The organism is Shewanella carassii (genome assembly GCF_019670705.1).
Lineage (GTDB): Bacteria > Pseudomonadota > Gammaproteobacteria > Enterobacterales > Shewanellaceae > Shewanella > Shewanella carassii.
This window is the reverse complement of the sequence record NZ_AP024618.1, coordinates 101,048-125,395: the sequence shown is the minus strand read 5'-3', so window position 1 is coordinate 125,395 and position 24,348 is coordinate 101,048. Positions and strand designations below refer to the sequence as shown.

Below are 24,348 nucleotides of genomic sequence, written 5' to 3'. Positions count from 1 at the left end.
CAACAGCCAAGATTAAATCTAAAGGAATCAGGACATTAAAAAAGGCTGCCCAGGCAGCCTTTTTCAGAATTAACCACCATACATGGCGTTAATTTCGCGGGAATATTTGTGATAGATCATCTTGCGTCTGAGCTTGAGTGTCGGGGTAATCAAACCCGCCTCCATAGAGAAGGCTTCCGGCAACAGGGTAAACTTCTTGATCTGTTCAAAACCCGCCAGCTCCTGCTGTAACTGTTTCAAACGCTCTTCAAAGTGCTCAACCACATGGCTATGACGTATCAGCTCCATGGGGGAATCATAACTGAGTCCCTTCTCTTTAGCCCAGGCTTCCAAGGCTTCAAAGGCAGGAACGATTAGCGCCGTCACATAGTTACGGGCATCGGCGATTACCGCCACCTGTTCGATGAAGGGGCAGCAGCCTACTTTACCTTCAACCCGTTGCGGCGCAATGTATTTACCGTTAGAGGTCTTCATCAACTCTTTGATCCTGTCGGTGATAAACAGATTGCCCTGTTCATCCAGGTAACCGGCATCTCCAGTCTTGAGCCAACCATCTTCGAAGGCCTCGGCGGTATCTTCGGGCCGGTTGAAATAACCACGCATCACGGTATCGCCGCGAACCAAAATCTCGTTCTCGGCCCCGAGACGAATTTCCACTTCGGGCATACAACGACCATTGGAGCCTGTCACTATGCTCTCCAATGTATTACAGGTAACGGTTGCCGTGGTTTCAGTCATGCCGTAACCACAAAGCACCGGCAGATTGATGGCCGAGAAAAACGCCGCGACCTTGGCATCCAAAGCCGCACCACCGCAGGGCATCAACCGCAGACGACCGCCGAGAGCCGCCCTGAGTTTGCCATAGACCAGTTTGTCGGCCAGGCGCCATTGCAACGACAACCAAGCGCTGGGTTGGGCGCGACCCTGACGCACTTCAAATTGACGCTCGCCCACAGCCAACGCCCAGGCAAACAGTTTACGACGGGTGGCAGAGGCACGCCCGACCTTGTCCTGCACTGCGCTGTATACCTTCTCCAGAAATCTGGGCACCACACACAGGGTATGAGGACGCACGGCGGCAATGGCTTCTTTCACTCTATGGGTGTCAGTAAGATAGACATTCCGCCCACCACGACTGAGTACATAGAAGGTCCAACCGCGCTCATAGACGTGGCTCAGCGGCAGAAACACCAGGGAAACCTGATCCGCGTCAAAAGGGATCAGTTGAAAATGTTGACGCATGGCCGAAGCGAAATTGCGCTGATCCAGCATCACCCCCTTGGGTTCACCTGTAGTGCCAGAGGTGTAGATCAGAGTCAGCAGATCGTCCAGCGTGGCACTCTGCTCTCTGGCTGCCAGCTCGGCGCGAGCCTCTTCGGATACTGTCTGTTCAAGCAGGGTATCCAGATGTTGGTGATGAGGTTGCTTGAGGGCAACTTGCTTATCGAACACCACCACGTTTGCCAGCGTCGGGCACAAGGATTCCAGTTCGCAGGCCAATTCATACTGAGCCTGATTGGCGACAAACAACAGCTTGGCACCGGCATCATTGATGATATAGGCGGCTTGTTCCAAGGTGGAAGTAGGATAAACCGGCACCACGACACCACGGGCGCGGACGACACCGACATCTACGCAGGTCCATTGCGGGCAGTTGTGGGACAGGATCACGGCGCGATCCTGAACTTCAAAGCCGTTGGCGATCAGAGTTCCGGCAATAGCAGCACTGATACGATTAAATTCATTCCAGCTGACCTTATCCCAAGGCGCAGCCATTTCGAAGCCTTCCAGGGCGATATGCTCTGCACGCGCTTCAAGCTGCTGACGCAAGAGATGGGTGATTCTGTACTGCTCTAGAGACATAACTCGGTTTACCTTTTTAGCTTACAGCTGTTCCGCTTTTTGCGATTCTACCCCAAGGCTCAAGTAAACATAAGAGCTTTTGCTCTAGTTTCGTACAGTATCACGCTTCCCCCATAGAGATCAGACCAGTTGTGGTATCAAGGTTCAACGACTCCTGTACGCCATAATCTACGGCTACAACGATGAAACACTACTAGCGCCAATACCAGCATAATCAGGTCAAGGCTCAGCCAAACAACGCTGCCCGAACCTTGTTGTAACCCCCGTGCCAGGCCGGAACTCCAAGTAGAATTGACAATAAACAGCAGCATGACGCCAGCCAGATAGCCTTTCTGGTGGCTGATACTTCCCAGCGCCAGGAGCAGCGCCGAGCCCCAGAGAGCCGCCAGCAATTGGTGCACTCCAGCTAAGCCTTGGGTTTCGCCGACGAACCAATCCAACATCAGGATCAAGGTTAACATCAGCCCCAACAACGCCAGCAATCGGGTTTGACCGCGGGCAAATGCGGCCGTCAACCCAGCAAGTCCAGTATGCCCGGGCAGCAACAGCAATAACTCAGCCCCTCGCCAGCGTTGCAGCCGACTCCAGTGCACCAGGGAGCAGATGAGCATGGCTAACTGGCCGGCGATATAAATCACCGGCAATTGTTTATGCCAACCTAAATTAACAAGTATCAACAGCAGACTGCTGCCCGGCAGCAGGATCAGCAACCAGCTCAAGGTGGGGCCGATGAAAAAATTGACCGGATGCAGCCAGGCTTCCAACCTCAGCAGCGGCTGCCATATCCCCAGCCTTGGGCCTAAAACCCAACCCGCCTCCAGCCCATTGAGATAGATGCTACGCGCCTGTGGGTGCCAGCAAAGCAAGCGTAACTGTCTGGCGAGCATGACCAATAACACTGTCGTTGCCAACCACCAGCTCCAGGCGGGTAACAGACGGGCAATGGACTCGCTGATTGGCAAGACCAAGAACAGCAGTACCGACCAGTAAAAACACTTGGGATAGCGCAAACATGCCAGTACAAACGCCAGCCCCAGACTCCAGGCAACACCTTGAATAGCCAAATTCGCAGGTGAAATCGCCAAACAAATAAGCTGAACCAGTATCGCCAGCACTGTGGCCTGCAGCAGTAGCGCCTTTTTAAAACCCGGCACCAATACCAGCCATTCACAGGCGGCCAGACGATTGGATTGCCAGGCAAAGACGGCACATCCAGAAAGAATTGCAATTGCCTGGAACATCCCGGTCTTGTCGCTATCCCCACTCAACTGTATCACCAGGGCCAAAAACAAGCCCAGTCCGGCCGTTATCAGGAAGCTGACACTGCCGATATCTTTAAGCCATAAGGCAGGGAAAAAAGCCAGCCTCATGGATGCAGCTCCATAAACAGCTGCTCCAGATTCAGGCGGCGGGCATCTATCATGCCGGGCAAGGCCTGCCCCCGATAACCATCCACCACACAGCCGGCACGGGTTGTCGCCAACAGCCGCATGGATTCAGGCAACTGGATGTCACTGTCTGCAGCGAACTTCAGCAAACGCACCTCCTCCCTGAGCGCATCTATCTCCTTAAACAGCAGTAATTCCCCTGCTTTCAGCAACGCCAGATGACTGGCGACCCGTTCCAGATCTGAAGTGATATGTGATGAAAACAGTACGGCGGAACCTGATTCCAACGCCAGCTCGAACAGATCAGCCATAAAACGACGTCTGGCAACGGGATCCAGACTGGCCACAGGCTCATCCAACACCAGCAACTGGGGTCGATAGGCCATTGCCATAATGAGCGCCAGAGACTGACGTTGTCCCCCTGAAAGCCGTTGCACCTGAGCTTTGAGATCCAGACCGAAACGCTGCAACCATTGTTGCTGCAACTCCATGTCCCACTGAGGATAGAAACTGCTGTGCATGGCCAGCGCCCGCTCGACACTGAACCCCTCATAACCGAAGGGCTGCTGCGGCACATAGCCCAAACGCTGCTTACGGCCTGAATCCAGCTGCTGCGGCGCCTGTCCCAGAGTCGTCACCAGGCCAATGTCACAGGGAATGATCCCAAGCGCAATACGCATCAGGGTCGATTTACCAGCGCCATTGGCACCAAGCAGCCCTACCACCATCCCTGGCTCCAACTGCAGATCTACCGCGGTTAAAACAGATTTGCCGTCGAAGCTCTTGTCGACCTTAGTGAAACACAATAATGACCCGGCTGGCTGTTCCATACTTTTTCCCTGTTATTCCTTGGTTTGGGGCCAATATTTGACTACCAGCTGCTGCAGCCCCTGCTGCGACAACCCCAACTGTTGCGCCGTCACCAACAAGTCTTCAAGCTGCGGCGTTATTATGGCCTCGGCCGATAGACTCTGATGAGCCTGACGCAGGGCTACCCGGGTTGCCTGGCCGCGTCGCCGCTCCAGCCATCCCTGCTCCACCAACTGCTGCACCGCCCTGGAAACTGTCATGGGGTTTACAGCCAGATGCTCAGCCATCTGCCGCACCGAGGGCAATACGGTTTCCTCGGGCAGCTGACCGCCGACGATCAGATGAATAATCTGCTCGCTCAATTGGCGGTAGATGGGGTCGCCGCTGCTGGGGTTGACATTCAATAGTTCTAACATTAGCCTTGAAACACTGTATTAATACATTGATACAGTAGTTAAACTAACACAATCCGGCAGGAATGCCAAAAAGGGACACAAGCATGAAGCAAAGGAACTTTGGCCAACAATACTGGCCTGCCGTAACCAGCATGCTGTTGTTGGCACTGGGGCTCTGTTGGACGCCGCTGAGTCAGGCACAGACAGCTTCCGAAAGCACGGGCTGTTATATCGACGGTCTATCTGAGCGTCTGCGTTGCGGCACAATTCGAGTCGCGGAGGATCCGCAAAAACCCGATGGCCGCCAGTTGGCAATCCACTATGCCGTCTTGCCGGCCATCAAGAATACCGCCCCCGATGAAGCCGTATTGGCCATTTCAGGTGGGCCGGGACAGTCGGCCATCGAAAATGCCGCCACCTTCAACCTGATCTTAAGCAAAGTGCGTCAAAACCGGGACATATTGCTGATAGATCAGCGCGGCACCGGCCAGTCCAACGCCCTTGAGTGTGCGGCGTTGGATCTTGAACAAACCCTGGCCTATAACGACGAAGCGCTCGATGTCGAACAGGAAACCCGCAACTGCCTGAGCAAGTTGGATGCCGATATCAGCCAATACGGTAGCGAGCAGGCATTGCACGACTTCGAGGCAGTTCGCCGGCATCTGGGTTATCAGAAACTGCACCTTTATGGCATCTCCTACGGCAGCCGCATGGCCCAGCTCTATATGCGCCACTATCCAGAGGCACTGAAGACAGTGACCCTGGATGGCGTCGTGCCTATGCAGCAGAGTGTGCTGGCCATAGGCGCCGCCATTGGCCGAGCCCAGGATCTGCTGCTGAGCGATTGTGAGCAGGACGCTTTGTGCGCTCAAACCTACCCACAGTTGCGTCAGGAACTGAACCAGCTGGCCGAGCGCCTGGGGCAACATGCGGTGATGAAGAAGGTGCCTCATCCGGTAACCGGCGATATCGCCATGCTGACCCTGACCCGTAGCAAGCTGCTCGGCAGCCTGAGAATGGCGCTCTACAGCCCCTCGGTCAGAGCCTTGCTGCCCTACGCCATCCACCGGGCGGCAATGGAGGAATACCAACCCCTGCTGGGGCTGATGGCTCTCAGTGTCGATAGCACAGGTATTGCCATGGGCATGCACGCCGCCGTGGTTTGCGGTGAAGATTGGCCCAGATTGACCGCCGCCGAGCGTCAACAGGCCGAGGCCAGCGTCATAGGCAAAGAGATGCTCAGCAGCCTGGACAGAAGCTGCCCCATCTGGAATGTCCCTGCCGCGGCGGCCACCTTTGCCGAACCGATAACCAGCGATATCCCCACCCTGCTGCTTTCCGGAGCCAAGGACCCCGCCACGCCGCCTTCCTGGGGCGAGCTGGCCATGGCCCAGTTGAGCAACGCCAGACACTTGATCTCCCCCTATGCCACCCATGGTGTTGCCGCCCAGTCCTGCGCCAATGAGTTGATCGCCGAGCTGGTCAAGGGCACGGCGCCGGACAAGTTGGATGGCGAGTGTCTTAACAAAGATGTGCGTCGCAGTTTCTATCTCAACGCCAGCACAGTGGAAGCCATTCCAGGAGGAACAAAATGATCAAGGTGACCAATCTGAGTAAGCGCATTGGCAAGGTTCAAGCCCTGGATGGCCTGAGTTTCAGCGCCGAAGATGGCATGATTACCGGCCTGCTCGGCCCCAATGGCGCCGGCAAGACTACCTGCCTGCGCACTGTGTTTGGCCTGTTGAAACCGGACGAAGGCATAGCCGAAGTCGACGGCATAGATGTCGGTCGCAATCCGCTGGCGGCCAAGCAGCAACTGGGGTTGTTTCCGGATCCCTTCGGCCTCTATGAACGCCTGAGTCCGAGGGAATATATTCGTTTCTTCGCCGAACTCAGCGGCATGCCGAGCAAGGCCGCCAAGCAGGCGACTGCCGATGTGCTCGGCAAACTCAAGATGGACGATATTGCCGACCGCCACTGCAAGGGCTTTTCCCAAGGGCAGCGGATGAAGACGGCGCTGGCTCAGGCCATAGTGCATCAACCTACCAATATTATTCTCGACGAACCCACCCGCGGGCTGGATGTGATGAGCACCCGGGTTCTGCGGGAGCTGCTGTTGGATCTCAAACGCCAGGGCCACTGTGTGTTGTTCTCCAGCCATGTGATGCAGGAGGTCGCCGCCCTCTGTGACAAGGTGATAGTCATGACCCAGGGACGCGTAGTGGCCGTTGGCAGCCCGACCGATCTATGCCGTCAAACCGGTAAGGAGTCATTGGAAGATGCCTTTATACAATTGATAGGCACGGATGAGGGGATAGCCGCATGATGAGTCGACTCTTGACACTGGTTCGCAAGGAACTGCTGGATGCCGCCCGCGACAAGCGTTCTGTGATGGCCGGACTCTACTATGCCATAGGCACGCCGCTGATCATGTGCGGTCTGTTTGTGGTGCTGATTGGTCAGCTCTCCAGCCCGGATGATCTGCAAATTCGCATAGACAACGCCGAACAGGCGCCGGATCTGGTGCGCTATCTCGGCCAGAAGGGGATCAATCAGGACAGCGGCGAGCAGGCAGGCGCTCTGATACTGCAGATAAGCGAGCAATATCGGGCGCAGATGGCCAAAGGCGAAAGGGCCGAGGTGATCCTGATAGCCGACAACTCGGATGAAAAGCTGCAGAAATCGATTCGCCGTCTGGAGCGGGCGCTGCAGGGTTATTCCTCCGAAATGGGCAGCCTGCGCCTACTGGCCCGCGGTATAGATCCCAGGATAATGCAGCCGATTAAGGTGCAACTGCAGGATCAGGCCACGCCCGACTCCAAGGGCGGAATGATCCTCGGGATCGCCATTTTCACCATGATCTACTCGGTATTTATTTCCGGGATGAATCTGGCGATAGATACCAGTGCCGGCGAACGTGAACGCAACTCATTGGCGCTGCTACTGAGTCACCCTGTCACTCCGAGGCAATTGGTGATCTCCAAGCTGCTGGCGGTGACTGTGTTTGCCATGCTGGGCTTGATGCTGATTTTGCTGATCTCCAAGTTTGCCTATCCCATGGTGCCCTGGCAGGAGCTCGGCTTCAGCATCAGTATCAGCGCCGAGTTTATTGCCCTGATGCTGTTGATAGGCTTGCCGGTCGCCCTGCTGGCCGCCAGCATGCAACTGTTTGTGTCCTTCCTGGCCAAGACCTTCAAGGAAGCCCAGTCCTATCTGACCATAGTACTGTTCGTGCCCTTGGCCCTGGCAATGACCGCCAGTTACGACATAGCGCCGGACACCTTGCAGTGGTTGCCGGTCTCGGGGCAACAACAGGCACTGATGGCTTTTATCAAGGGTAAGGAGTTGCCGCTGCTGCAGCTATTGGTATCCAGCTTGCTGACGTTGGCCATCGCCGCCGCCCTGGTGCTGGGACTGGAACGCTCACTCAAGAGCGAAAAGGTGGTGTTCGGCCTCTGATCCCCCAAGGCCGCAAAAGAAAAGGCAAGCCGAGATTCAATATTGGCTTGCCTTTCGATTGCCGAAACCCCGAAACCCGTCCCCCGAAACCCAAGGGTATCGGCCGGGTAAAAACCGGGTTGGCTTATTTCGCCTTGGGACGAAACGGCTTGATCACTGTCTCATCACATTCGAGGAAGGGGCCTTCCATCAAATCGATACAGTAAGGAATCGCCGGGAATACCGCATCCAGGCACTCACGAATCGACTTGGGCTTACCCGGTAAGTTGACTATCAGGGTGTCATCTCTCAGCCCGGCGGTTTGCCGTGACAAAATCGCTGTCGGAACAAACTTGAGTGACTCGGCGCGCATCAGCTCGCCAAAGCCAGGCATCATACGATCGCACACGGCTTCGGTCGCCTCGGGCGTAACATCGCGCTTGGCCGGCCCTGTGCCCCCTGTGGTCACCACCAGACAACAGCCGTCTTCATCGGCCATCCGCTTGAGGGTGGCTTCAATCACCGCCCTCTCGTCCGGGATCACTTCATAAACACTTTCCCACTCACTGGTGAGATAAGCATTGAGAGTCTCTATGATCGCCTTACCGGAAATGTCTTCATAGACTCCGGCGCTGGCACGGTCACTAACGGTTACTATCCCGATTTTGGCTTTGGCCATGCTGTTCCCCTTGGCAAAAATACTTGTGTTGCAGTGGCGCCTAACATACCACAATTAGGCTTTGCTGCCCCCATCAGCGGGAGCATTTTGTCGTCTCGGGGTCGGGAGTCTCAAGAGGCTTGGTTCTCAAGCGGTGCCAGACGCTCAACACCAGCAAATACAGGGTTGCCACCACAAACGCCAGCGCAGTTCCCCAGGCAATGCCGAGCAGCGGATAGAGCCAGCTCACCGCAATCACATAACACATGAGCGACCCCAGGCCTCTGGGATAATGCTTGATAATGGTTTGTGCCTGCGGCGCCCCATAGGCCAGATGAATGATCAACAAAAACGGATAAAGCGTAATGGGGAAGGCGGCCAGAATACCGGCCTGAGCCGGCGTCAGCAGTTTGGCAGCCGCCGTGACCAACAGCACTATCATGGCCGCCGCCGCAGCCCTAAGCAGCAATACCAGCGGGCTGAGTCGAACGGGCTTGGCCACAGTGGCGTCCGGTATTTTGGCAAGCACCAAGCCCACAAGCACTATCGCCAGCAGCAGCGCCAGGCTCCCGCCGAGGAGATTAAGATTCAACAGACTCAGAAGATAGCCACTGAGGCCAAAGGCCAGCAATCCCAGCCCTGAACCCAGCAGTGCGACTAACGGCAGTGGCCGCTCGCCGCCGAGACGAATACCCAGGGCATAACCACAAATCAGCAGCAACGAAGCGATAAAACCGGACAAGGCCGCGGTGGCACTAGCGGCGGCAAAGGGCTCACCCAACTCAATGCCGATAAAAAACAGCGCGATAGCCGTACCAAGTGGATAGCCAGATAAAATACCCGCCACTCTGGGGCTGACCCGCTCAGCCACCAGCGACAGGCCCACCACGGCTATGATGGCGGTCGCTATTTTGGCGAGCAACAGGCTATCCATTTCCCTTCTCCCGACACTAGAGCAGGCGCCTGGCCTGCCAATATTTTTGCTTCCAGTAGCTGTTATCCAGCGATGAGATCATCACCCCCTGACTGGTAGAGGCGTGCATAAACTCATTGTTGCCTATGTAGATCCCCACATGGCGGCTACTCCAGCCAGTCTTGAAGAACAGCAGATCGCCCACCTTGAGCTGACTTTTCTTGACCGCAAACCCCAGCTTGCGCTGTTCATCCACGGTGCGCGGCAGCATGATGTCGCTCAAACGCAGGTAAGTCAGGCTGACAAAGCCCGAACAGTCGACACCTCGCTTGCTCATGCCTCCCAAACGATAGGGAACCCCATGCCATTCTCGCTGCATCGTCAGCAGCCGCTGCTGTGACAAGGGCGCTTGCTCAGAGCGCTTGGCTTCGGACTCAGTGCCCACTTGGGGCTTAGCCACTGTAGCCGGAGCGGAAACAGGATCGGGACGACCGGAACAGCCACTCAGGGCGCCCAACAACAGGAATGTCGCCAATATCTGCCACAGCTGCATGCACTTTCCAACTCAGATGCCATTGAAGAACCCCTAATGTGCAATAAGCCGCCGATATTTGCAAAAATCGGACACCTGCTCCAGGCTATCCTCTGGTCAGCAACCTCATGACTCAAGGATGAGCAAACTATGATGCTTGAATTCACACCTCAGTCCACATTGTCGGCCTCAATGGCCACGGCCGCCGACACAGCTTTTATCCAAAAAGTCTTCAACTCCTGCCGCTGTTATTTTCTGCACCTGGGTTTACCTGAGGAGATGGCTCAGGTGCTGTTGTTACAACAGTTTCAGCTGCAACAAGCCTGGTTCCAGAATCACTATCCCAATGCCATTACCCAAATACTCCGGGTGCAAGAGCAAGCGGCAGGAATACTCACCCTAAACACAGGTACTGAAGCACTGCATATTCTGGATATGGCTTTGTTACCTGAGTATCGGGGACAAGGCCTGGGCAGCGAATTGCTGAACGCCATTCAATCTCTGGCCCAGCTAAACCAACTGGCGGTGTCCCTGATGGTCGCCAGGGACAATCCGCAAGCGAAAAAACTGTACTTGAACAAAGGTTTTGTTACCCAGGATGTTACCGAGACTCACGAATTGATGCGTTGGGCACCTCACTAACTATCGACTTACGACCACCAAAGACACCATACCTTTGCTATTAACTCCACTCCGGCAAACTTCTATCCACCTCTCATTAAAACGCAGTGACCAACTTGTTATTTCCAGACTTGTGTACCAGTGTTTATGAAGACCTGTCACTGCCTCGCAGCGACGCCTCTAGGTAAATGGACTTCATCAAGAGGGCTTGCTTAAACCAAGCCTTTCATTTTCAAGGAGTGAATATCATGGCAGACAACTTTATCGGCGAAATTCGTATGGTGGGCTTCAACTATGCTCCACCAGGTTGGGCACTGTGCGCCGGACAGACAATGATCATTGCCAGTAATACGGCTTTATTCTCTTTATTAGGCACTATGTATGGCGGTGATGGAGTAAGCACCTTTAAGCTGCCGGATCTTCGCGGCCGGGTACCCGTCAGCTTTGGCCAGAGTCCAGGCACCAGTTTCTACAACCAAGGGATGATGCTTGGAGCCGAGCATACCAATCTGACAACAGCCCAGTTGCCCGCCCATAGCCACGCCATTGACTCAAACCAGATCAATGCCAGTGTCAGCCCACTGGCATCCACCGTCAGCGGCACCACTGATGAGCCTGGTCCCAATACGGTACCGGCCAAGATTGCCAGCGGCCTCAATGCGCTGGAAGCATACAGCACCACGGCGGACACCAGTATGCAACCATCATCAGTCAGCTTGGATGGCAACACAAACACAACGGGCAACAGTGACACTGTCGACTTGCGCCAGCCGTTAACCGTGGTGAACTTCATCATAGCTTTGGAAGGCATTTACCCTCCCAGAACATAAAGCATCACAATCAACGGCAGTTGGAAGTGTGCTTTCCCGCTGCCGTTGAATTGCTCAAGCTAACACCAGACTATTCAGGGCTGCCAAAACCATGAACTCTTTAATACGGATATTAAGCCTGGTGACATTGTTGCTTTTACCATTTGTACAAGCAAAGAGTGTCACAGAACCAGGGGCAAAGGCTGAGCTCATCTTGGTCGATGCCACAATCTCTCAATATCAAACCTTGCTGGAACAGGCATCTACCACGGCCCTCACCGCTAGACCCATTACCGAACTGACCGAACTCAACGCCTTGATAGTCCAAGACAAGAAGTACTCGGGTTTACACTTGATCACTCACGGTCAAAGCGGCGAAATACTGTTGGCGGGCCACAAGTTGGCGCCACGGGAACTGGCCATCCAGTTGGATCAACTGCTACTGCCGGGTGCCCCTCTCTATCTGTACGCCTGTAACTTGGCTCAGGATAAAAAGGGCCAAGCCTTTGTCGATAATCTGGCCTCGATTTTAGCCCGCCCCGTATTGGCCTCAATCAACGCCACAGGCAACAAGCGTCTTGGCGGTGATTGGCAACTCGAATACTCCACATCCTCGGCCATTGCAGCCAGGACATTGTTTTCCGGTGACGTGAGAGGGTTTAATACACTATTGTCCAACACAGCTTACGAATTCTCCGATGGGGATGCGGTTACCCTCACCAATGCCGCCGCCGCGCTATCGAATGACAACACTTTCACCCTGGAGTTGTGGGCCAACCTTCCCAGCGTTTCCGGCGTTATCAATCTGATGGATATTACCGGTACTGCCGACGCGGGCGGCTTTGTTCTCGTCAATGGCCTATTGACGGTGGATTTAATTAACGATTTCGGTAACTTAACCCAGAGCAATCCTATTCCGCTCAGTATCAACACTTGGTATCACTTCGCCTTTGTCTTCGACAGCGGTCAATGGAGTTTTTATGTCAATGGCCAATCCTATGGTAGTGGCATCCCAGACAATGGTGGCAATAACACAGTGCCGAATTATCAAGCGGCAAACGTCAACAACCTGGTCGCCGGCATTCAAAATAATACTGCGGTAAGTAACTTTATCGGTAAATTGGATGAAGTCCGCCTTTGGAGCACGGCGCGGACTCAAACCGAAATTCAAAATAACCGCCAGCTCGAGCTGGCGGGCAATGAAACCGGCTTGATTGGCTACTGGAAACTCAACGAAACCAGCGGCACAGTTGTCAATGACAGCCAAACCAATGGTTCCATACTCCAGGGAAGCAGCAGTGGTGTTACATTAGCTGTCGCCGGGGCCTTTAGCGTCAATCAAAGCCCAACAGATATCTCGCTTTCCAACAACTCAGTCAGCCAAAGCGGCGGCAGCAATGCTGTGGTGGGCACCCTGACAACCACGGATGCCGATGTTGGTGACAGTTTCAGTTATGCCTTGATTGCCGGTAGTGGTGACACCAACAATAGCAACTTCAATCTCAGTGGTGATTCCCTCAGGGCCAACAATGCCTCCACCTTGGTTGGTGGTAGTTATAGCATCCGGGTGCAGACGACAGATTCAGGCAATGCCACATTTGAAAAAGCCTTTAGCATCACAGTGGTGGATGACCTTGCTCCGGAAGTGACCGGCATGACTGTCGATGGCTCACCCGCAGATACCGCAACTAGCATCAGTTACACAGTTAGTTTCAATGAATTGGCCAATAATATTTCGACCGACGACTTTAACCTGACCAACACGGGCTCTGCCGCAGGCAATATTGCGTCGGTATCCGCCAGCTCAGGCACCAGTGTTACTGTCACTATCAACAATATCAGCGGGAATGGTTCGCTGCGCCTGGATCTGAAAGCAGCAACCAACATCAGCGATGCTCAGGCCAACACAGGTCCGGCAGCCTACACCTCTGGCGATGTTCATACTGTTGCCGTCCCAACTGTTCCCGGCGCCCCCATCATAGGCACGGCTTCGGCCTTGGATAGCCAAGCCGTGGTCAACTTCTCGGCGCCAGCGAGTGATGGTGGTTCTGCGATTACCTCATACCAAGTGACTTCATCTCCAGGCGGGATCACCGCCAGTGGCGCCAACTCGCCGATAGGGGTTACAGGCCTGATCAACGGCACAAGTTATACCTTTACCGTGCAGGCCATCAATGCCGTGGGTACAAGCTCGCCATCCGCACCATCCAACTCGGTAGTCCCAAAGGCAAACCAGACCATCAGCTTCAGCAACCCGGGGGCGCAGGACTTTGGCAGCGCGCCAACCCTTACCGCCACCGCCAGTTCAGGGTTGGCGCCTGTGTTCAGCTCCACGACCACAGGGGTCTGTAGCATCACAACTACCGGCACACTCAGCTTTGTCAGTGCGGGCAGTTGCAGCATTAACGCCGACCAAGCCGGGGACAGCAGCTACAATGCGGCGCCAACCGTGACCCAGAGCTTTACGGTCAATGCCGTGGTGCCCGGGGCGCCCACGTCCGTCAACGCCGTTGCCTCTGATGCCAGCGCCACAGTCAGTTTCAGTGCCCCGGCAAGTACCGGCGGCGCGGCGATCAGCGGCTATACCGTCACCTCAAGCCCGGGTGGCCTTACCGCCAGCGGCGCCGGTTCGCCACTGACAGTTAGCGGCCTGAGCAACGGCACCGACTATAGCTTTACTGTCATCGCCAGCAACACAGCGGGTACGGGCCCGGCCTCAAGCCCCTCCAATACGGTAACCCCCAAGGCCAACCAGAGCATCAGCTTCAGCAACCCGGGGGCGCAGAGCTTTGGCAGCGCGCCAACCCTTACCGCTACCGCCAGCTCAGGACTGACGCCTGTGTTCAGCTCCACGACCACTGGGGTCTGTACCATCACGGCCTCCGGCACCTTAACCTTTGTCACCACGGGTAATTGCAGTATCGATGCCGATCAGCCCGGAGACAGCAGCTACAATGCTGCGCCAACTGTGACCCAGAGCTTTACGGTCAATGCCGTGGTGCCAGGAGCGCCCACGTCCGTCAACGCCGTTGCCTCTGATGCCAGTGCCACAGTCAGTTTCGCAGCCCCCGTCAGCAGTGGCGGCGCCGCGATCAGCAGCTATACCGTCACCTCAAGCCCAGGCGGCCTCACCGCCAGCGGCGCCGGATCGCCCCTGACGGTCATTGGCCTGAGCAATGGCACCGACTACAGCTTTACTGTCAGCGCCAGCAACATAGCAGGCACAGGCCCGGCCTCGAGCCCCTCCAATACTGTAACCCCGGAGCCGGATAACAAGGCCCCCAGTATTTCAGGCACTCCAGTCGGCAGCGTAGATCAGGATAGTTATTACAGCTTTATCCCCACCGCCACAGATCCGGATCAAGATCCTCTGACGTTCAGCATCAGCAACAAACCGGCCTGGGCCAGTTTCAACACGGCAAGCGGCGAGCTCAGTGGTACTCCACTGCGGGAGCATGTAGGCATGAGTAACAACATCATTATTCGAGTCTCGGATGGTGCGCTCAGTACAGATTTGGCTCCCTTTAGTGTGGAAGTAAAGGCTGTCAATCAAGCGCCACAGGCCAACCACGACCGGATAACCCAAGCCTTCAGCCAGGAAAATAGTTATTTGCTCGATGTACTGGCCAACGACAGTGACCCAGATGACGATCCACTGACGATTGTGGATATCAGCACCAGCCTGGGCACTGCTACTGTACTGGGAGATAAGCTGCAACTGACAGTGCCGGAAAACTTCAATGGTCAGGTGCGACTCAGCTACAGCATCACGGACGGAGAGTTTTATGACAGTGCCAAGGTGAGCTTCAGCATAGAAGGCAGTAATCCAGAAGCCCCCGTCATCAATATCCCGGCCGATGTCACAGCCAACGCCACAGGTCTGTTTACCCGGGTAAACTTGGGTCGGGTCGGCGCCATCGACAGCGATGACAACCCCATTCCGGTATCCTTGTTGAACGGCTTCCCGTTTTTTGCTCCCGGCCAACATTTGGCTTACTGGAAAACCACAGATGGTAAGGGGGTAAGTGCCACAGCGTCGCAGTTGATTACCGTGTACCCCAGGATTAACCTGGGAGCCTCGAAAACTGTCGCCAACTTCACTCAAGTGCAGGTGCCGGTTTTACTCAACGGCTCGGCCCCCGAGTATCCGATGGAAATCCGCTACAGTGTCAGCGGCGATGCGATTGCAGGTCAAGACCATAACCTTGCAAGCGGAAGCCTGCTCTTGAGTCAGGGAATGTCCACCAGCCTGGAGTTCAATGTTTTTGCCGACTTGACCGCCGGGCAACAAAAATCGCTGACAATCACCCTGGACGGCGACCAAAACCCCGGACACAACGCCGCAACTGAAATACGCATCAGTAACAATAATCTGGCGCCCAACCTCAGCTTGAGCGCCAGTCAACAGGGTGAAATGCGCTCCAGTGTCAGCAGCTCGGATGGCTTGGTAACGGTAACGGCAGAAGTCGCTGACCCCAACCCGGCAGACAACATCAGCCTCAGTTGGTCCAGCGAGCCAGCCATGACAAACCTCTCGACCTCAGCAAACGAGTTCACCTTTGACCCCGCAGTGCTGGCTCCAGGGATTGTGACGCTGACATTGAACGCCATGGACGATGGTTCCCCCCAACTGGGAAGCAGCAAGAGTCTCAAGCTATTGCTGCTGGCACAGCTACCGACTCTTGGGGAAACAGACGCCAACAACAACCGTTTACCGGATAGTGCCGAAGGCTATGGCGATCCGGACGGCAATGGTATTCCGGCCTATCTGCAGGGCGATCACCCTTGTAATGTGATCCCCGAACAGCTCAGCCGCCCCAATAGCTACCTGGCCGAGGCGCAACCCGGCATCTGCTCCCGTAAGGGGCTGCTAGGTCTGCAGCGGCTGGAGAACGGTATTGAGCTGGAAGATGGTTCAATGTTGCCAGATGACAGTGAAGGGAAAATTGTCGGAGGTTTATTCGACTTCGAACTCGAGGGCAGTGAATATGGCGGCAGAGTCAGCATAGTGATCCCGCAAGTTCAGGCGATACCGGCACAAGCTCAATACCGTAAATATGTCGCTTCCGGCTGGCAGGAGTTTGTAACAGATGCCAACAATCAGGTATTTAGCAGCGCGGGAGAACCCGGATATTGTCCACCAATGGGCGATGCCAGCTGGCAGAGTGGCCTCACTGAAGGTCATTGGTGTGTGCAACTGCTTATTCAGGATGGTGGCCCCAACGACGGTGACGGCCAAGCCAATGGCACCATAGTCGACCCGGGCGGCGTTGCCGTGAAGCTATCAGCCAACCAAGCACCCATCGCCCAGGCTGACAGCTTTAGTTTGCCATGGAATCAGCCACATCTGCTGGACGTACTGGCCAACGATAATGATGCCGATAACGACAGCCTCTATCTGGTGCAGGCCAGTGTCTCTATCGGTGAGATCAGTGTCAGTGACGACAAGCTCAGTCTGATGTACACGCCGCCGGAAGACTTTATCGGCAACGCACAGCTGAGTTATACCGTCAGCGACGGCATGGGTGGTACGGCAATGAGCCATGCAGAGCTGGTTGTCTTTTACAACAGGGCACCAGTGGTTAATGACAGCAGCGCCAGCACGGACGACAGGACGGCGATAGAGCTGGATGTATTGAGCACTGCCAGTGACCCGGATGACGACAGCCTGACACTGGAAAGCGCTGTGGCTCAATCCGGTAGCGTCAGCATCACCACATCACAGACGCTGAGCTATCAACCTAAGACCGGCTTTGCGGGCACAGACATCATCAGCTTCAGTGTCAGTGATGGCAACGGCGCCTCGGCAACCGCTCAGGTAGTGGTGACGGTCACAGCCTATCAAGAGGTTGTGGTGGAAAACCGCTCTTCCGGCGGGGCGGTCGCCCCCTGGGCCTTGGCACTAATGCTGTTAATGGCAGGATTCAGGCGCTTAAGCCTGCGTTTGGCAAGCCTGCCGCTGTTGCTGCTACTGGCAATTGGGGTCAGTTTCAATGCCCAGGCGCGCTGGTCTGTGAACCTCAACTTGGGTTACAGCCATGCCCGCCTCTCGGAGTCGGATATCAACCAGGCCTTACCGGCAGAGGTCAAACTGACGGAGTTGGACAAAGATGATTTCGCCTGGTCTGTGGCGCTGAACTACCAGGCTAATGATGCCTGGGCGCTGCAGTTTGGCTATCTTGATTTGGGCGAAACCTCACTCATGCTGGGGGGCAGCACACTCGACCCACAGGGCTTGCAGCAATCACTTGCCAACCTTGGGCCGCAACTGGCCTCCGGGGTAACTGCCGGAGCCGAATACCGCTTTTGGCGATACCACGACTGGTCTTTCAGCCTCAACGGCGGGATATTTATCTGGGAGAGCGACTTCAGCAGCCAGTGGCTACAGCAAGAGTTGCGTTATGACGACTCTGGCGTCGACTTCTACTGGGGTCTGGGTGGCCAATATCAACTCTCCGAACAGTGGGCGATCAGAGCCGATTACCGCCGTTATATGTTGGACAGAAATCAGGTAGACGGTGTCTTTCTTGGTCTGGAGTTCTTTTTCTGAGTTTGGATTAGCGCAGGATTGGGCTTAAGCGATCCGCCAAGATGTAATAAGACCGCCTGATGGCGGTCTTATTATCGGTAGGCTTACCAGATCCTGACTCTGTCCTCTGGCGCCAAATAGAGCGCATCTGTGGGTTTGACATCAAAGGCGCTATACCAGGCATCCAGATTGCGGACAGTCAGGGCCCGGTAGTTACCGGGGGCATGACCATCGGTGGCAATACGTTGGCGCATGGCCTGATCTCGCATCTTGGTTGCCCAAGTTTGGGCATAACCGATAAAGAAACGTTGATCACCGCTAAAACCGGCAATAACAGGTGCTTCTTTGCCCTTGAGTGACGCCCGGTAAGCATCGTAAGCGGCAGCCAATCCGGCTACATCAGCAATATTCTCCCCCAGAGTCAGTTTGCCGTTGACATGCAAGTCGGGGAAAGGCACATATTTGTCAAACTGCTTGGCCAGGGCGTCCCCTTGGGCGGCGAAATGCTCAAAGTCCGCCTGAGTCCACCAATTGCGCATAGCGCCGCTGGAATCGAAAGCCGCACCATTATTATCAAAGCTGTGGCTGATCTCATGGCCGATGACCGCCCCTATGGCACCATAGTTATAGGCATCGTCGGCCGTGGCATCAAAAAACGGCGGTTGCAGTATCCCGGCCGGGAAGTTGAGCGCGTTTTGCACCGGCAGGTTTACCGCATTGACTATCTGGGCGTTCATCCACCATTCCCCTTTATCTTGGGGCTTGCCTATTTTGGCCAATTGATGAGCGTATTCGGCCCGTTCACCGGCCACGGCATTGGCATAAGCACTCTGCCCCACCTGATAATGGCTGTAATCACGCCAGTTATCCGGATAGCCCACACTCACCACCAGAGTATCAACCTTGGCCAGAGCTTCCTGTTTGGTGGCCGGTGCCAGCCAATCAATCGCCTCAACCCGGCCATGGAAGGCATCGACTATGTTATCCACCAACTCGCTGACCTTGGCCTTGGCCGACGCCGGGAAATAACGGCTCACATAGGCGCGGCCAACAGCATCTCCCAGATAATTATCCAACGCCTCCAAGGCGCGCTTATCGCGGCTGCGTTGCATAGGCGTGCCTGACAAGGTCGTGCCATAGAAGGCAAAGTGCGCCTGATCCAGCGCCGAAGGCAAGACATCTGTGTGGCTATTGATCTGGTGGAACAGCAACCAATCTTGCCAACTCGCCAGCGGCTCGGAAGCTACCAAGGCCGAGAGTGCGCGGATGGCAGAGCCATGATAAGCGGCAAAGCGTGGCTGCTGGCCAAGTTGCGCGGCCTCAAAGAATGCCTGCCAGTCGATACCCGGGGCCTTGGTGTCAAAGTCAGCCCGGCTCCAAACTGCGGATGATTTGGCAAAGTCTTCACTGTCTTCACGGCTGACGTGAGCGGCAGCTATTTTCAGCTCCAGCGCGAATATTCGCTCGGCCCGTTCACCGGCATTGTCTATGCCGGCGGTTTGCAACAAGGTCTCGACATAGTGGCGATAAGCCTGCCGCAGTTGCTGCATCTTGGGATCGCCCGACAGATAGTATTCCCGCTCCGGCAATCCCAGCCCGCCCTGCAACAGATAGGGCAATACCTCTCCCGGAGTCGCCAGCCCTTGGGTGACAAATACCCCCAGCAGATTCTCAGTGTGATAGTCGGTGGCATTGAGCGGGTCAACATCGGCCCGTAAACTGGCTCCCAAGGCCGCCGATAGCGCCTGTTTGGTTTTCAGGGCTGCTATCTGCTTTTGGTAATTCGCCAATGGCTGCAGGCCGGCTTTTTCGATGGCATCAGTATTGGTATAGGCCAGATAAAAATCGGCAATTCGCGCTTCATCACTACCGGCAGCATGGGGCTTGGCCACCAGCTCAGCAATCAATTCGGCCTTGTGCTGCTCGGTCGATTCAAAAGCCACCAGAAAAGACCCAGTGGAGGCTCGGTCGGCAGGTATCTTGGTATCCCGCATCCATTGACCATTGGCGTAATTGTAGAAGTCATCTCCTGGTTTAATACTGGTATCCATGGCCGCCAGACTGATGCCTATATTTGCCTCTCCCTGACTGGAAGTCACAGACGGCAACTTGGTTGAAGCAGTCTCTTGAGACTGGCAAGCGACCAGGCCGCCGAGCAGGGCCGCGGCGGTAAACAGCGCGATTGCATTGGGCTTGAACATGCAAATCTCCTTGATCTTATTTATGGATTTTCAGGCGTTTAATCTTCGAGTCTATCTCATTTCACCGCTTGGCGGCCAAGCAGAAAACTGTCACAAGATATGAGGCAGATTGCCCCCAGCGCATCCCTTAACCTCAAAAGCGTCTGAGGTAATTCCCACCCAAAAGGCAATAGGCAAAGGCGGATTTCTGGCTTATTGTGGAGAAGCTGTTCAACCTATTGCAGAAACCTCAAGCCAAGAAGGCTTAACAAAGGAAATAACCATGAAATGGATTTCAACCACAACCTGGATCGGGTTAGCTGTCACGCTACTCTTTCTCTGCCTAACTCCCGTGATAATAGATGAAGTGCTTATTCGAGAAGTGGGGATGAGCCAAAGCGGTGCTGAAAAGCTGCAGCTACTCTTCCTGAGTGCCTTTGTCGTATTGTGCCTCTGTTTGTTTACTTTCCGTCGTTATCAAAAACTGACGCTGACCATGGCAATCATTGCCAGCCTTCCCTTTATTCCCTGGAGTATATTTTTCCTCGATGGCCTGGGGAACGATATGAAGCGTTATCGCTTCCGTAACCTGCAAAAGAGCGACCCTGAGGAGGTGAAGCAGCATCATACAGTGTTTAAATATGCCGATATTACCGGGGGCACAGCAATCATGATGGCTATAGGCGTGCTCATGATGGGCTTCGGGTCGGCGGTAGGGGGATTTATGGCTTTCGCCGCTTTATTCGCCATGATCAAATACCAGATCAAAAAATCCGGCTACCTGTTTGCCATAGTCAATGAAGGGATCTCCTTCTCACCCGACTCCAGTGGCAAACAGTTTTACTTGTTACCCTTAGATAAAATCACTCTGGGTTATCAGGATAGCAGCAAGTTGACGCTCAAGGTTAGAGACGAGCAAGGGGTCAGTCATGAACTGAGAATTCTTTATGGCATGATAGATAAATCGCAGCGCGATGAAGCCCAACAGCAATTACTGGCTTGCCTGGAACCTCAGGACTCGAAAGCACCGACACAAGCGGAAAGCCTTTAGCCTTGAGTAAAATGGCGCCTCGGCAATGACATTACAGCCGCCGCAGACAACAAAAAAGCGCCCAAGGGCGCTTTTTTACAAGCTTGACTCAACGAGTCACAGCTTAACGCATAGTAACAAACTCTTCTGCGCCCGTTGGATGGATAGCGACTACGGCATCGAAGTCAGCCTTGGTGGCGCCCATCTTGATGGCGACGCCAAAGCCCTGAAGGATTTCATCCATGCCAAAGCCGATACCATGGATCCCGACGACTTTTTCATCGGCGCCGGCACAAACCAGCTTCATCTTACAAGCCTGACGGTGCGCAGTAACCGCAGTGTACATGGAGGTAAAGGAGGAGGTGTAGACCTTCACCTGATCCTCACCGAAGCGCTCTTTGGCCTCAGGCTCTGTCAGCCCCATGGTGCCAATTGGCGGGTGGCTGAAGACCACAGTCGGGATGCAGTCATAGTCCATCTTGGCATCCGGCATGGCGCCAAAGAGACGCTCTGACAGCAAGCGACCCGCCTTGACGGCAACCGGTGTCAGCTCCACTCCGCCCGCCATGATGTCACCGACACAGTAAACCCCTTTGGCGCTGGTGTTTTGCTGGGCATCAGTTATCACATATCCCTTGGGATCCAACTGCACATCGGTATTTTCAAGGCCGATATTGCCTGTGGCCGGTGCCCGACCTATGGCCCAGATCAGGCAGTCCACTGTGTACTCTTCAGCGTTTTCCAGCACCAGAGTCAGGCTGCCATCAGCATTTTTACGCACTTCCTTGGGAATACTCTGGGTATGCAGCGAAGGCCCTTCACTGGCCATGGACTCCATCAGTGTTTCATAGAGCATGGGGTCGAAGTTACGCAGCGGCGCATGTTTGCGTACAAACAGATGGGTTTCACTGCCCAGGGCATGCAATACACCGGCAATTTCCACCGCGATATAACCGGCACCCACTACGGCTACCCGCTTGGGCTGTTCACGCAGGGCAAAGAAACCGTCCGAGTCTATGCCATGTTCTGCCCCGGGAATGTCGGGGATGCTGGGCGCGCCACCGGTCGCGATCAGAATATGCTCGGCACTGTAGTGTTCGCCGTCGACCTCAATGGTGTGGTTATCAACAAAGCGGCCATAGCCGTTAACCACAGTGACCTTATTGTTGGCCAAACCGCGTTCATAGGAGCCATGGATCCGTTCGATATAGGCTTCACGACTGGCCACCAAAGTGTTCCAGTCAAACTGGTTGACGCTGACATCAAAACCATAATCTTTGGCATAGAGATGCATGGCTTCGGCCACTTGGGCGCCATACCACATGACCTTCTTGGGCACACAGCCGACGTTGACGCAGGTACCACCCAGGTGTTTGGCTTCAATCAGCAACACCTTGGCGCCACGCATGGCGGCCCTGTTGGCTGACGCAATACCACCGCTGCCCGCACCCAGGCAGATATAGTCAAAATGTTGTGCCATGTTTATCTCCGTCGATTGATACAGATTCTTTCGCCCAACAGGGCGACCTCCCGTCTGGCGGGATACTTTTAAGCCATTGTAGGGGGATTCAGATCAAGTGACCAGACCAGAGTCTGCCGGTAAAAATTTCAGTGATACAAGGTGCAGCGCGAATAATCCTGAGTATCTGGTCCTGAACCTGAGCACTTGAGGCAACGAAACTGCTGTTGATGCTCGCCGAGTTCAGCCTGCAAAAATCTGGCAGTGTGGGAATCTTTCTGCCTGAGGCGCCGCTCCAGCTCTGTCATTCGCTTATCCAACCAGCGACAACTGGGATCATCGGCGACTTGGCGGCGAGGCTTGGATGGCTTCTTTTTTCGGGATTTCGTTGGTTTACTGTCGCGCGAGGCCTTGGGCAAGGGCGCAGACTCATATTCAAGTGCGGCTTCAAACTGCTGTGGAATGGCAATAGGATTGCCCTCGCTGTCAAGCACCAACCCCAGAGGGAGCGAACCAGGCTCTTTGTCCGGGTTGCTGAGTTGCTTATCTATTGAGGGCTCTGAACTCGACACTAGATTCAGGTCTGAGCTTGATTCGGCCTGGGACTCAGCCAATGGGGCGACTCCCAACCAAAGGAGCAGGCAGCAAAGCCCGCCGATTCTGTAGGTTAACATTCCCTGTACCCCCGCATCGATCCGTCGACGCTGTTTGTCTTCACATCAGAGTCTAGAAGCTGCGGTGAATGTTAGCCAGTTTAAAACTGCCACTGCAGATGCAAGCCGGCATAAGACTGATCCAGGTCGCCATGCCAATCCTCCTCTTGCGCCTGCTGCTTGATATCATCCTCCGCTATGCTGTGACTCAAATGCAAGGAAGCCACTAAAGAAGGGGTTAATGAGTAGCATGCCTCGACACCAAGCTGCAGATGATTGGGGCCATCATGAGCCTGACTAACATACCCAAAGTCGAATCCTTGAGTCACATAGGGGGTCAGAGTCAGTTGCTCGTTCACTTGCCAATGGCTGTGCAGACTCAACTCAACAAAATAACCAGAGGCTTCAGTAGCATAGGTATAGTTAATCGATGGTGTCAGCCAGCTCAGCCCCTGATAGGCGAGATAGGCATACACCTCATTGTCATGGGCACGCTCATCACCGTAAAATTCCAGCCTTTGTATACCAATATTGGCTTCCAAAGACTCAAATAAGTTGAAGCCATACTCAAGGCCGACATCGAGTTCAGCATAGTTAACACTGTCGGCGCGGCCGAACAAGGCAAAGGCACTCAAGCCACCACGGCTATGGTAAAGACCACTCCAGACAATCCCACCCGATGACAGGTTGTCACGCCCTTGAGTAACATAGTGATTGTCCCAACCCAGTGTGAGTTGAGTTGCGGTGGCCTCATCGGCCAATGTTGGATTGCAGCACAGGAGTGCCAGCAATGAGAGGGGATAACGCATAAAACTTGCCAAACTTACAAAGTAAAGCCCATTTTAAACAACCTCCCCTAGAGATAAACGATAACGAATCGTGTTTTGGATCCAGTTATCATTTATCTCTTTTTTGTGCATTGATAGTGAGCATTCAGTTTACTGTCGGCCATAGCTCAATTTCACAACGGCATGACTCATGCGATGGCACCAATCGCTTTGATCACCTTGATAAATCAAAGCGGAACCCTTATCTATTAGCCACGCCCCTGAATATTCGCCGCCATGGCG

18 protein-coding genes are annotated in these 24,348 nt (G+C 54.7%); 7 read left to right on the top strand and 11 right to left on the bottom strand.

Going from position 1 to position 24,348, the window contains the following annotated elements; translation table 11 throughout:
• Positions 1–69 precede the first annotated feature (69 nt).
• From K5621_RS00530 to K5621_RS00515, 4 genes are all read right to left on the bottom strand, one after another.
• The gene (locus K5621_RS00530; RefSeq protein WP_221050180.1) at positions 70–1,863 is read right to left on the bottom strand and encodes an AMP-dependent synthetase/ligase; all 1,794 of its coding nucleotides are present in this window, start codon (positions 1,861–1,863) and stop codon (positions 70–72) included.
• A gap of 137 nt (positions 1,864–2,000) precedes the next feature.
• The gene (locus K5621_RS00525; RefSeq protein WP_221050179.1) at positions 2,001–3,233 is read right to left on the bottom strand and encodes a hypothetical protein; all 1,233 of its coding nucleotides are present in this window, start codon (positions 3,231–3,233) and stop codon (positions 2,001–2,003) included.
• Complete coding sequence (locus K5621_RS00520) at positions 3,230–4,081, bottom strand: ABC transporter ATP-binding protein (protein WP_221050178.1); 852 nt, start codon at positions 4,079–4,081, stop codon at positions 3,230–3,232. The genes K5621_RS00525 and K5621_RS00520 overlap by 4 nt, the downstream gene beginning before the upstream one ends.
• 12 nt (positions 4,082–4,093) lie before the next feature.
• Entirely contained in the window at positions 4,094–4,477 is a 384-nt protein-coding gene (locus K5621_RS00515; protein WP_039034579.1) for a GntR family transcriptional regulator, read from the bottom strand.
• A gap of 131 nt (positions 4,478–4,608) precedes the next feature.
• Between K5621_RS00515 and K5621_RS00510 the strand changes: the two genes are divergently transcribed.
• The 3 genes from K5621_RS00510 to K5621_RS00500 are packed head-to-tail and all read left to right on the top strand — an operon-like array spanning position 4,609 to position 7,915.
• The gene (locus K5621_RS00510) at positions 4,609–6,051 is read left to right on the top strand and encodes an alpha/beta hydrolase (RefSeq protein ID WP_245003162.1); all 1,443 of its coding nucleotides are present in this window, start codon (positions 4,609–4,611) and stop codon (positions 6,049–6,051) included.
• Positions 6,048–6,782 carry an ABC transporter ATP-binding protein gene (locus K5621_RS00505; RefSeq protein ID WP_025888473.1) on the top strand — a complete coding sequence of 245 codons (735 nt, stop codon included), beginning with the start codon at positions 6,048–6,050 and terminating at the stop codon, positions 6,780–6,782. The genes K5621_RS00510 and K5621_RS00505 overlap by 4 nt, the downstream gene beginning before the upstream one ends.
• Complete coding sequence (locus K5621_RS00500) at positions 6,779–7,915, top strand: ABC transporter permease (protein WP_372584299.1); 1,137 nt, start codon at positions 6,779–6,781, stop codon at positions 7,913–7,915. Before K5621_RS00505 ends, K5621_RS00500 begins: the two co-directional genes overlap by 4 nt.
• 124 nt (positions 7,916–8,039) lie before the next feature.
• Here K5621_RS00500 and mog read toward each other — a convergent pair whose 3' ends face one another.
• The 3 genes from mog to K5621_RS00485 all read right to left on the bottom strand — a co-directional run bounded on the left by mog (position 8,040) and on the right by K5621_RS00485 (position 10,018).
• Positions 8,040–8,573 (bottom strand): molybdopterin adenylyltransferase, encoded by a 534-nt coding sequence (gene mog, locus K5621_RS00495; RefSeq protein ID WP_025009110.1) that lies wholly within the window; start codon positions 8,571–8,573, stop codon positions 8,040–8,042.
• Between the two features lie 73 nt (positions 8,574–8,646).
• Positions 8,647–9,486: a hypothetical protein gene (locus K5621_RS00490; RefSeq protein WP_221050177.1), complete on the bottom strand. Its 840-nt coding sequence runs from the start codon at positions 9,484–9,486 to the stop codon at positions 8,647–8,649.
• Positions 9,487–9,502: 16 nt separating this feature from the next.
• Positions 9,503–10,018, bottom strand: a complete 516-nt coding sequence (locus K5621_RS00485) for an NlpC/P60 family protein (RefSeq protein WP_221050176.1) — start codon at positions 10,016–10,018, stop codon at positions 9,503–9,505.
• Between the two features lie 129 nt (positions 10,019–10,147).
• On the opposite strand from K5621_RS00485, the gene K5621_RS00480 reads away from it, so the two are divergent.
• The 3 genes from K5621_RS00480 to K5621_RS00470 all read left to right on the top strand — a co-directional run bounded on the left by K5621_RS00480 (position 10,148) and on the right by K5621_RS00470 (position 17,977).
• Positions 10,148–10,639: a GNAT family N-acetyltransferase gene (locus K5621_RS00480; RefSeq protein WP_221050175.1), complete on the top strand. Its 492-nt coding sequence runs from the start codon at positions 10,148–10,150 to the stop codon at positions 10,637–10,639.
• A 227-nt stretch (positions 10,640–10,866) separates the two neighbouring features.
• The gene (locus K5621_RS00475; RefSeq protein WP_221050174.1) at positions 10,867–11,448 is read left to right on the top strand and encodes a phage tail protein; all 582 of its coding nucleotides are present in this window, start codon (positions 10,867–10,869) and stop codon (positions 11,446–11,448) included.
• A gap of 193 nt (positions 11,449–11,641) precedes the next feature.
• The gene (locus K5621_RS00470) at positions 11,642–17,977 is read left to right on the top strand and encodes an Ig-like domain-containing protein (RefSeq protein WP_221050173.1); all 6,336 of its coding nucleotides are present in this window, start codon (positions 11,642–11,644) and stop codon (positions 17,975–17,977) included.
• A gap of 83 nt (positions 17,978–18,060) precedes the next feature.
• On the opposite strand, the gene K5621_RS00465 is transcribed toward K5621_RS00470, so the two are convergent.
• Positions 18,061–20,157, bottom strand: a complete 2,097-nt coding sequence (locus tag K5621_RS00465) for a M13 family metallopeptidase (RefSeq protein ID WP_221050172.1) — start codon at positions 20,155–20,157, stop codon at positions 18,061–18,063.
• Positions 20,158–20,419: 262 nt separating this feature from the next.
• Here K5621_RS00465 and K5621_RS00460 point away from each other — a divergent pair, with 262 nt between their 5' ends.
• Entirely contained in the window at positions 20,420–21,187 is a 768-nt protein-coding gene (locus tag K5621_RS00460; RefSeq protein ID WP_221050171.1) for a hypothetical protein, read from the top strand.
• 103 nt (positions 21,188–21,290) lie between these two features.
• Here K5621_RS00460 and gorA read toward each other — a convergent pair whose 3' ends face one another.
• The 3 genes from gorA to K5621_RS00445 all read right to left on the bottom strand — a co-directional run bounded on the left by gorA (position 21,291) and on the right by K5621_RS00445 (position 24,087).
• A complete protein-coding gene (gorA, locus tag K5621_RS00455; RefSeq protein WP_187575089.1) occupies positions 21,291–22,646 on the bottom strand; it encodes a glutathione-disulfide reductase in 1,356 nt (451 codons plus the stop codon).
• A 128-nt stretch (positions 22,647–22,774) separates the two neighbouring features.
• Positions 22,775–23,299, bottom strand: a complete 525-nt coding sequence (locus K5621_RS00450; protein ID WP_221050170.1) for a hypothetical protein — start codon at positions 23,297–23,299, stop codon at positions 22,775–22,777.
• Between the two features lie 80 nt (positions 23,300–23,379).
• Entirely contained in the window at positions 23,380–24,087 is a 708-nt protein-coding gene (locus K5621_RS00445) for a hypothetical protein (RefSeq protein WP_221050169.1), read from the bottom strand.
• Positions 24,088–24,348 lie beyond the last annotated feature (261 nt).

Coding starts and splice junctions, on each gene's coding strand:
- K5621_RS00515 (WP_039034579.1), bottom strand. CDS start 4,477: ATGTTAGAACTATTGAATGTCAACCCCAGCAGCGGCGACCCCATCTAC.
- gorA (WP_187575089.1), bottom strand. CDS start 22,646: ATGGCACAACATTTTGACTATATCTGCCTGGGTGCGGGCAGCGGTGGT.
- K5621_RS00480 (WP_221050175.1), top strand. CDS start 10,148: ATGATGCTTGAATTCACACCTCAGTCCACATTGTCGGCCTCAATGGCC.
- K5621_RS00445 (WP_221050169.1), bottom strand. CDS start 24,087: ATGCGTTATCCCCTCTCATTGCTGGCACTCCTGTGCTGCAATCCAACA.
- K5621_RS00490 (WP_221050177.1), bottom strand. CDS start 9,486: ATGGATAGCCTGTTGCTCGCCAAAATAGCGACCGCCATCATAGCCGTG.
- mog (WP_025009110.1), bottom strand. CDS start 8,573: ATGGCCAAAGCCAAAATCGGGATAGTAACCGTTAGTGACCGTGCCAGC.
- K5621_RS00520 (WP_221050178.1), bottom strand. CDS start 4,081: ATGGAACAGCCAGCCGGGTCATTATTGTGTTTCACTAAGGTCGACAAG.
- K5621_RS00525 (WP_221050179.1), bottom strand. CDS start 3,233: ATGAGGCTGGCTTTTTTCCCTGCCTTATGGCTTAAAGATATCGGCAGT.
- K5621_RS00485 (WP_221050176.1), bottom strand. CDS start 10,018: ATGCAGCTGTGGCAGATATTGGCGACATTCCTGTTGTTGGGCGCCCTG.
- K5621_RS00460 (WP_221050171.1), top strand. CDS start 20,420: ATGAAATGGATTTCAACCACAACCTGGATCGGGTTAGCTGTCACGCTA.
- K5621_RS00530 (WP_221050180.1), bottom strand. CDS start 1,863: ATGTCTCTAGAGCAGTACAGAATCACCCATCTCTTGCGTCAGCAGCTT.
- K5621_RS00510 (WP_245003162.1), top strand. CDS start 4,609: ATGCTGTTGTTGGCACTGGGGCTCTGTTGGACGCCGCTGAGTCAGGCA.
- K5621_RS00505 (WP_025888473.1), top strand. CDS start 6,048: ATGATCAAGGTGACCAATCTGAGTAAGCGCATTGGCAAGGTTCAAGCC.
- K5621_RS00475 (WP_221050174.1), top strand. CDS start 10,867: ATGGCAGACAACTTTATCGGCGAAATTCGTATGGTGGGCTTCAACTAT.
- K5621_RS00450 (WP_221050170.1), bottom strand. CDS start 23,299: ATGTTAACCTACAGAATCGGCGGGCTTTGCTGCCTGCTCCTTTGGTTG.
- K5621_RS00500 (WP_372584299.1), top strand. CDS start 6,779: ATGATGAGTCGACTCTTGACACTGGTTCGCAAGGAACTGCTGGATGCC.
- K5621_RS00465 (WP_221050172.1), bottom strand. CDS start 20,157: ATGTTCAAGCCCAATGCAATCGCGCTGTTTACCGCCGCGGCCCTGCTC.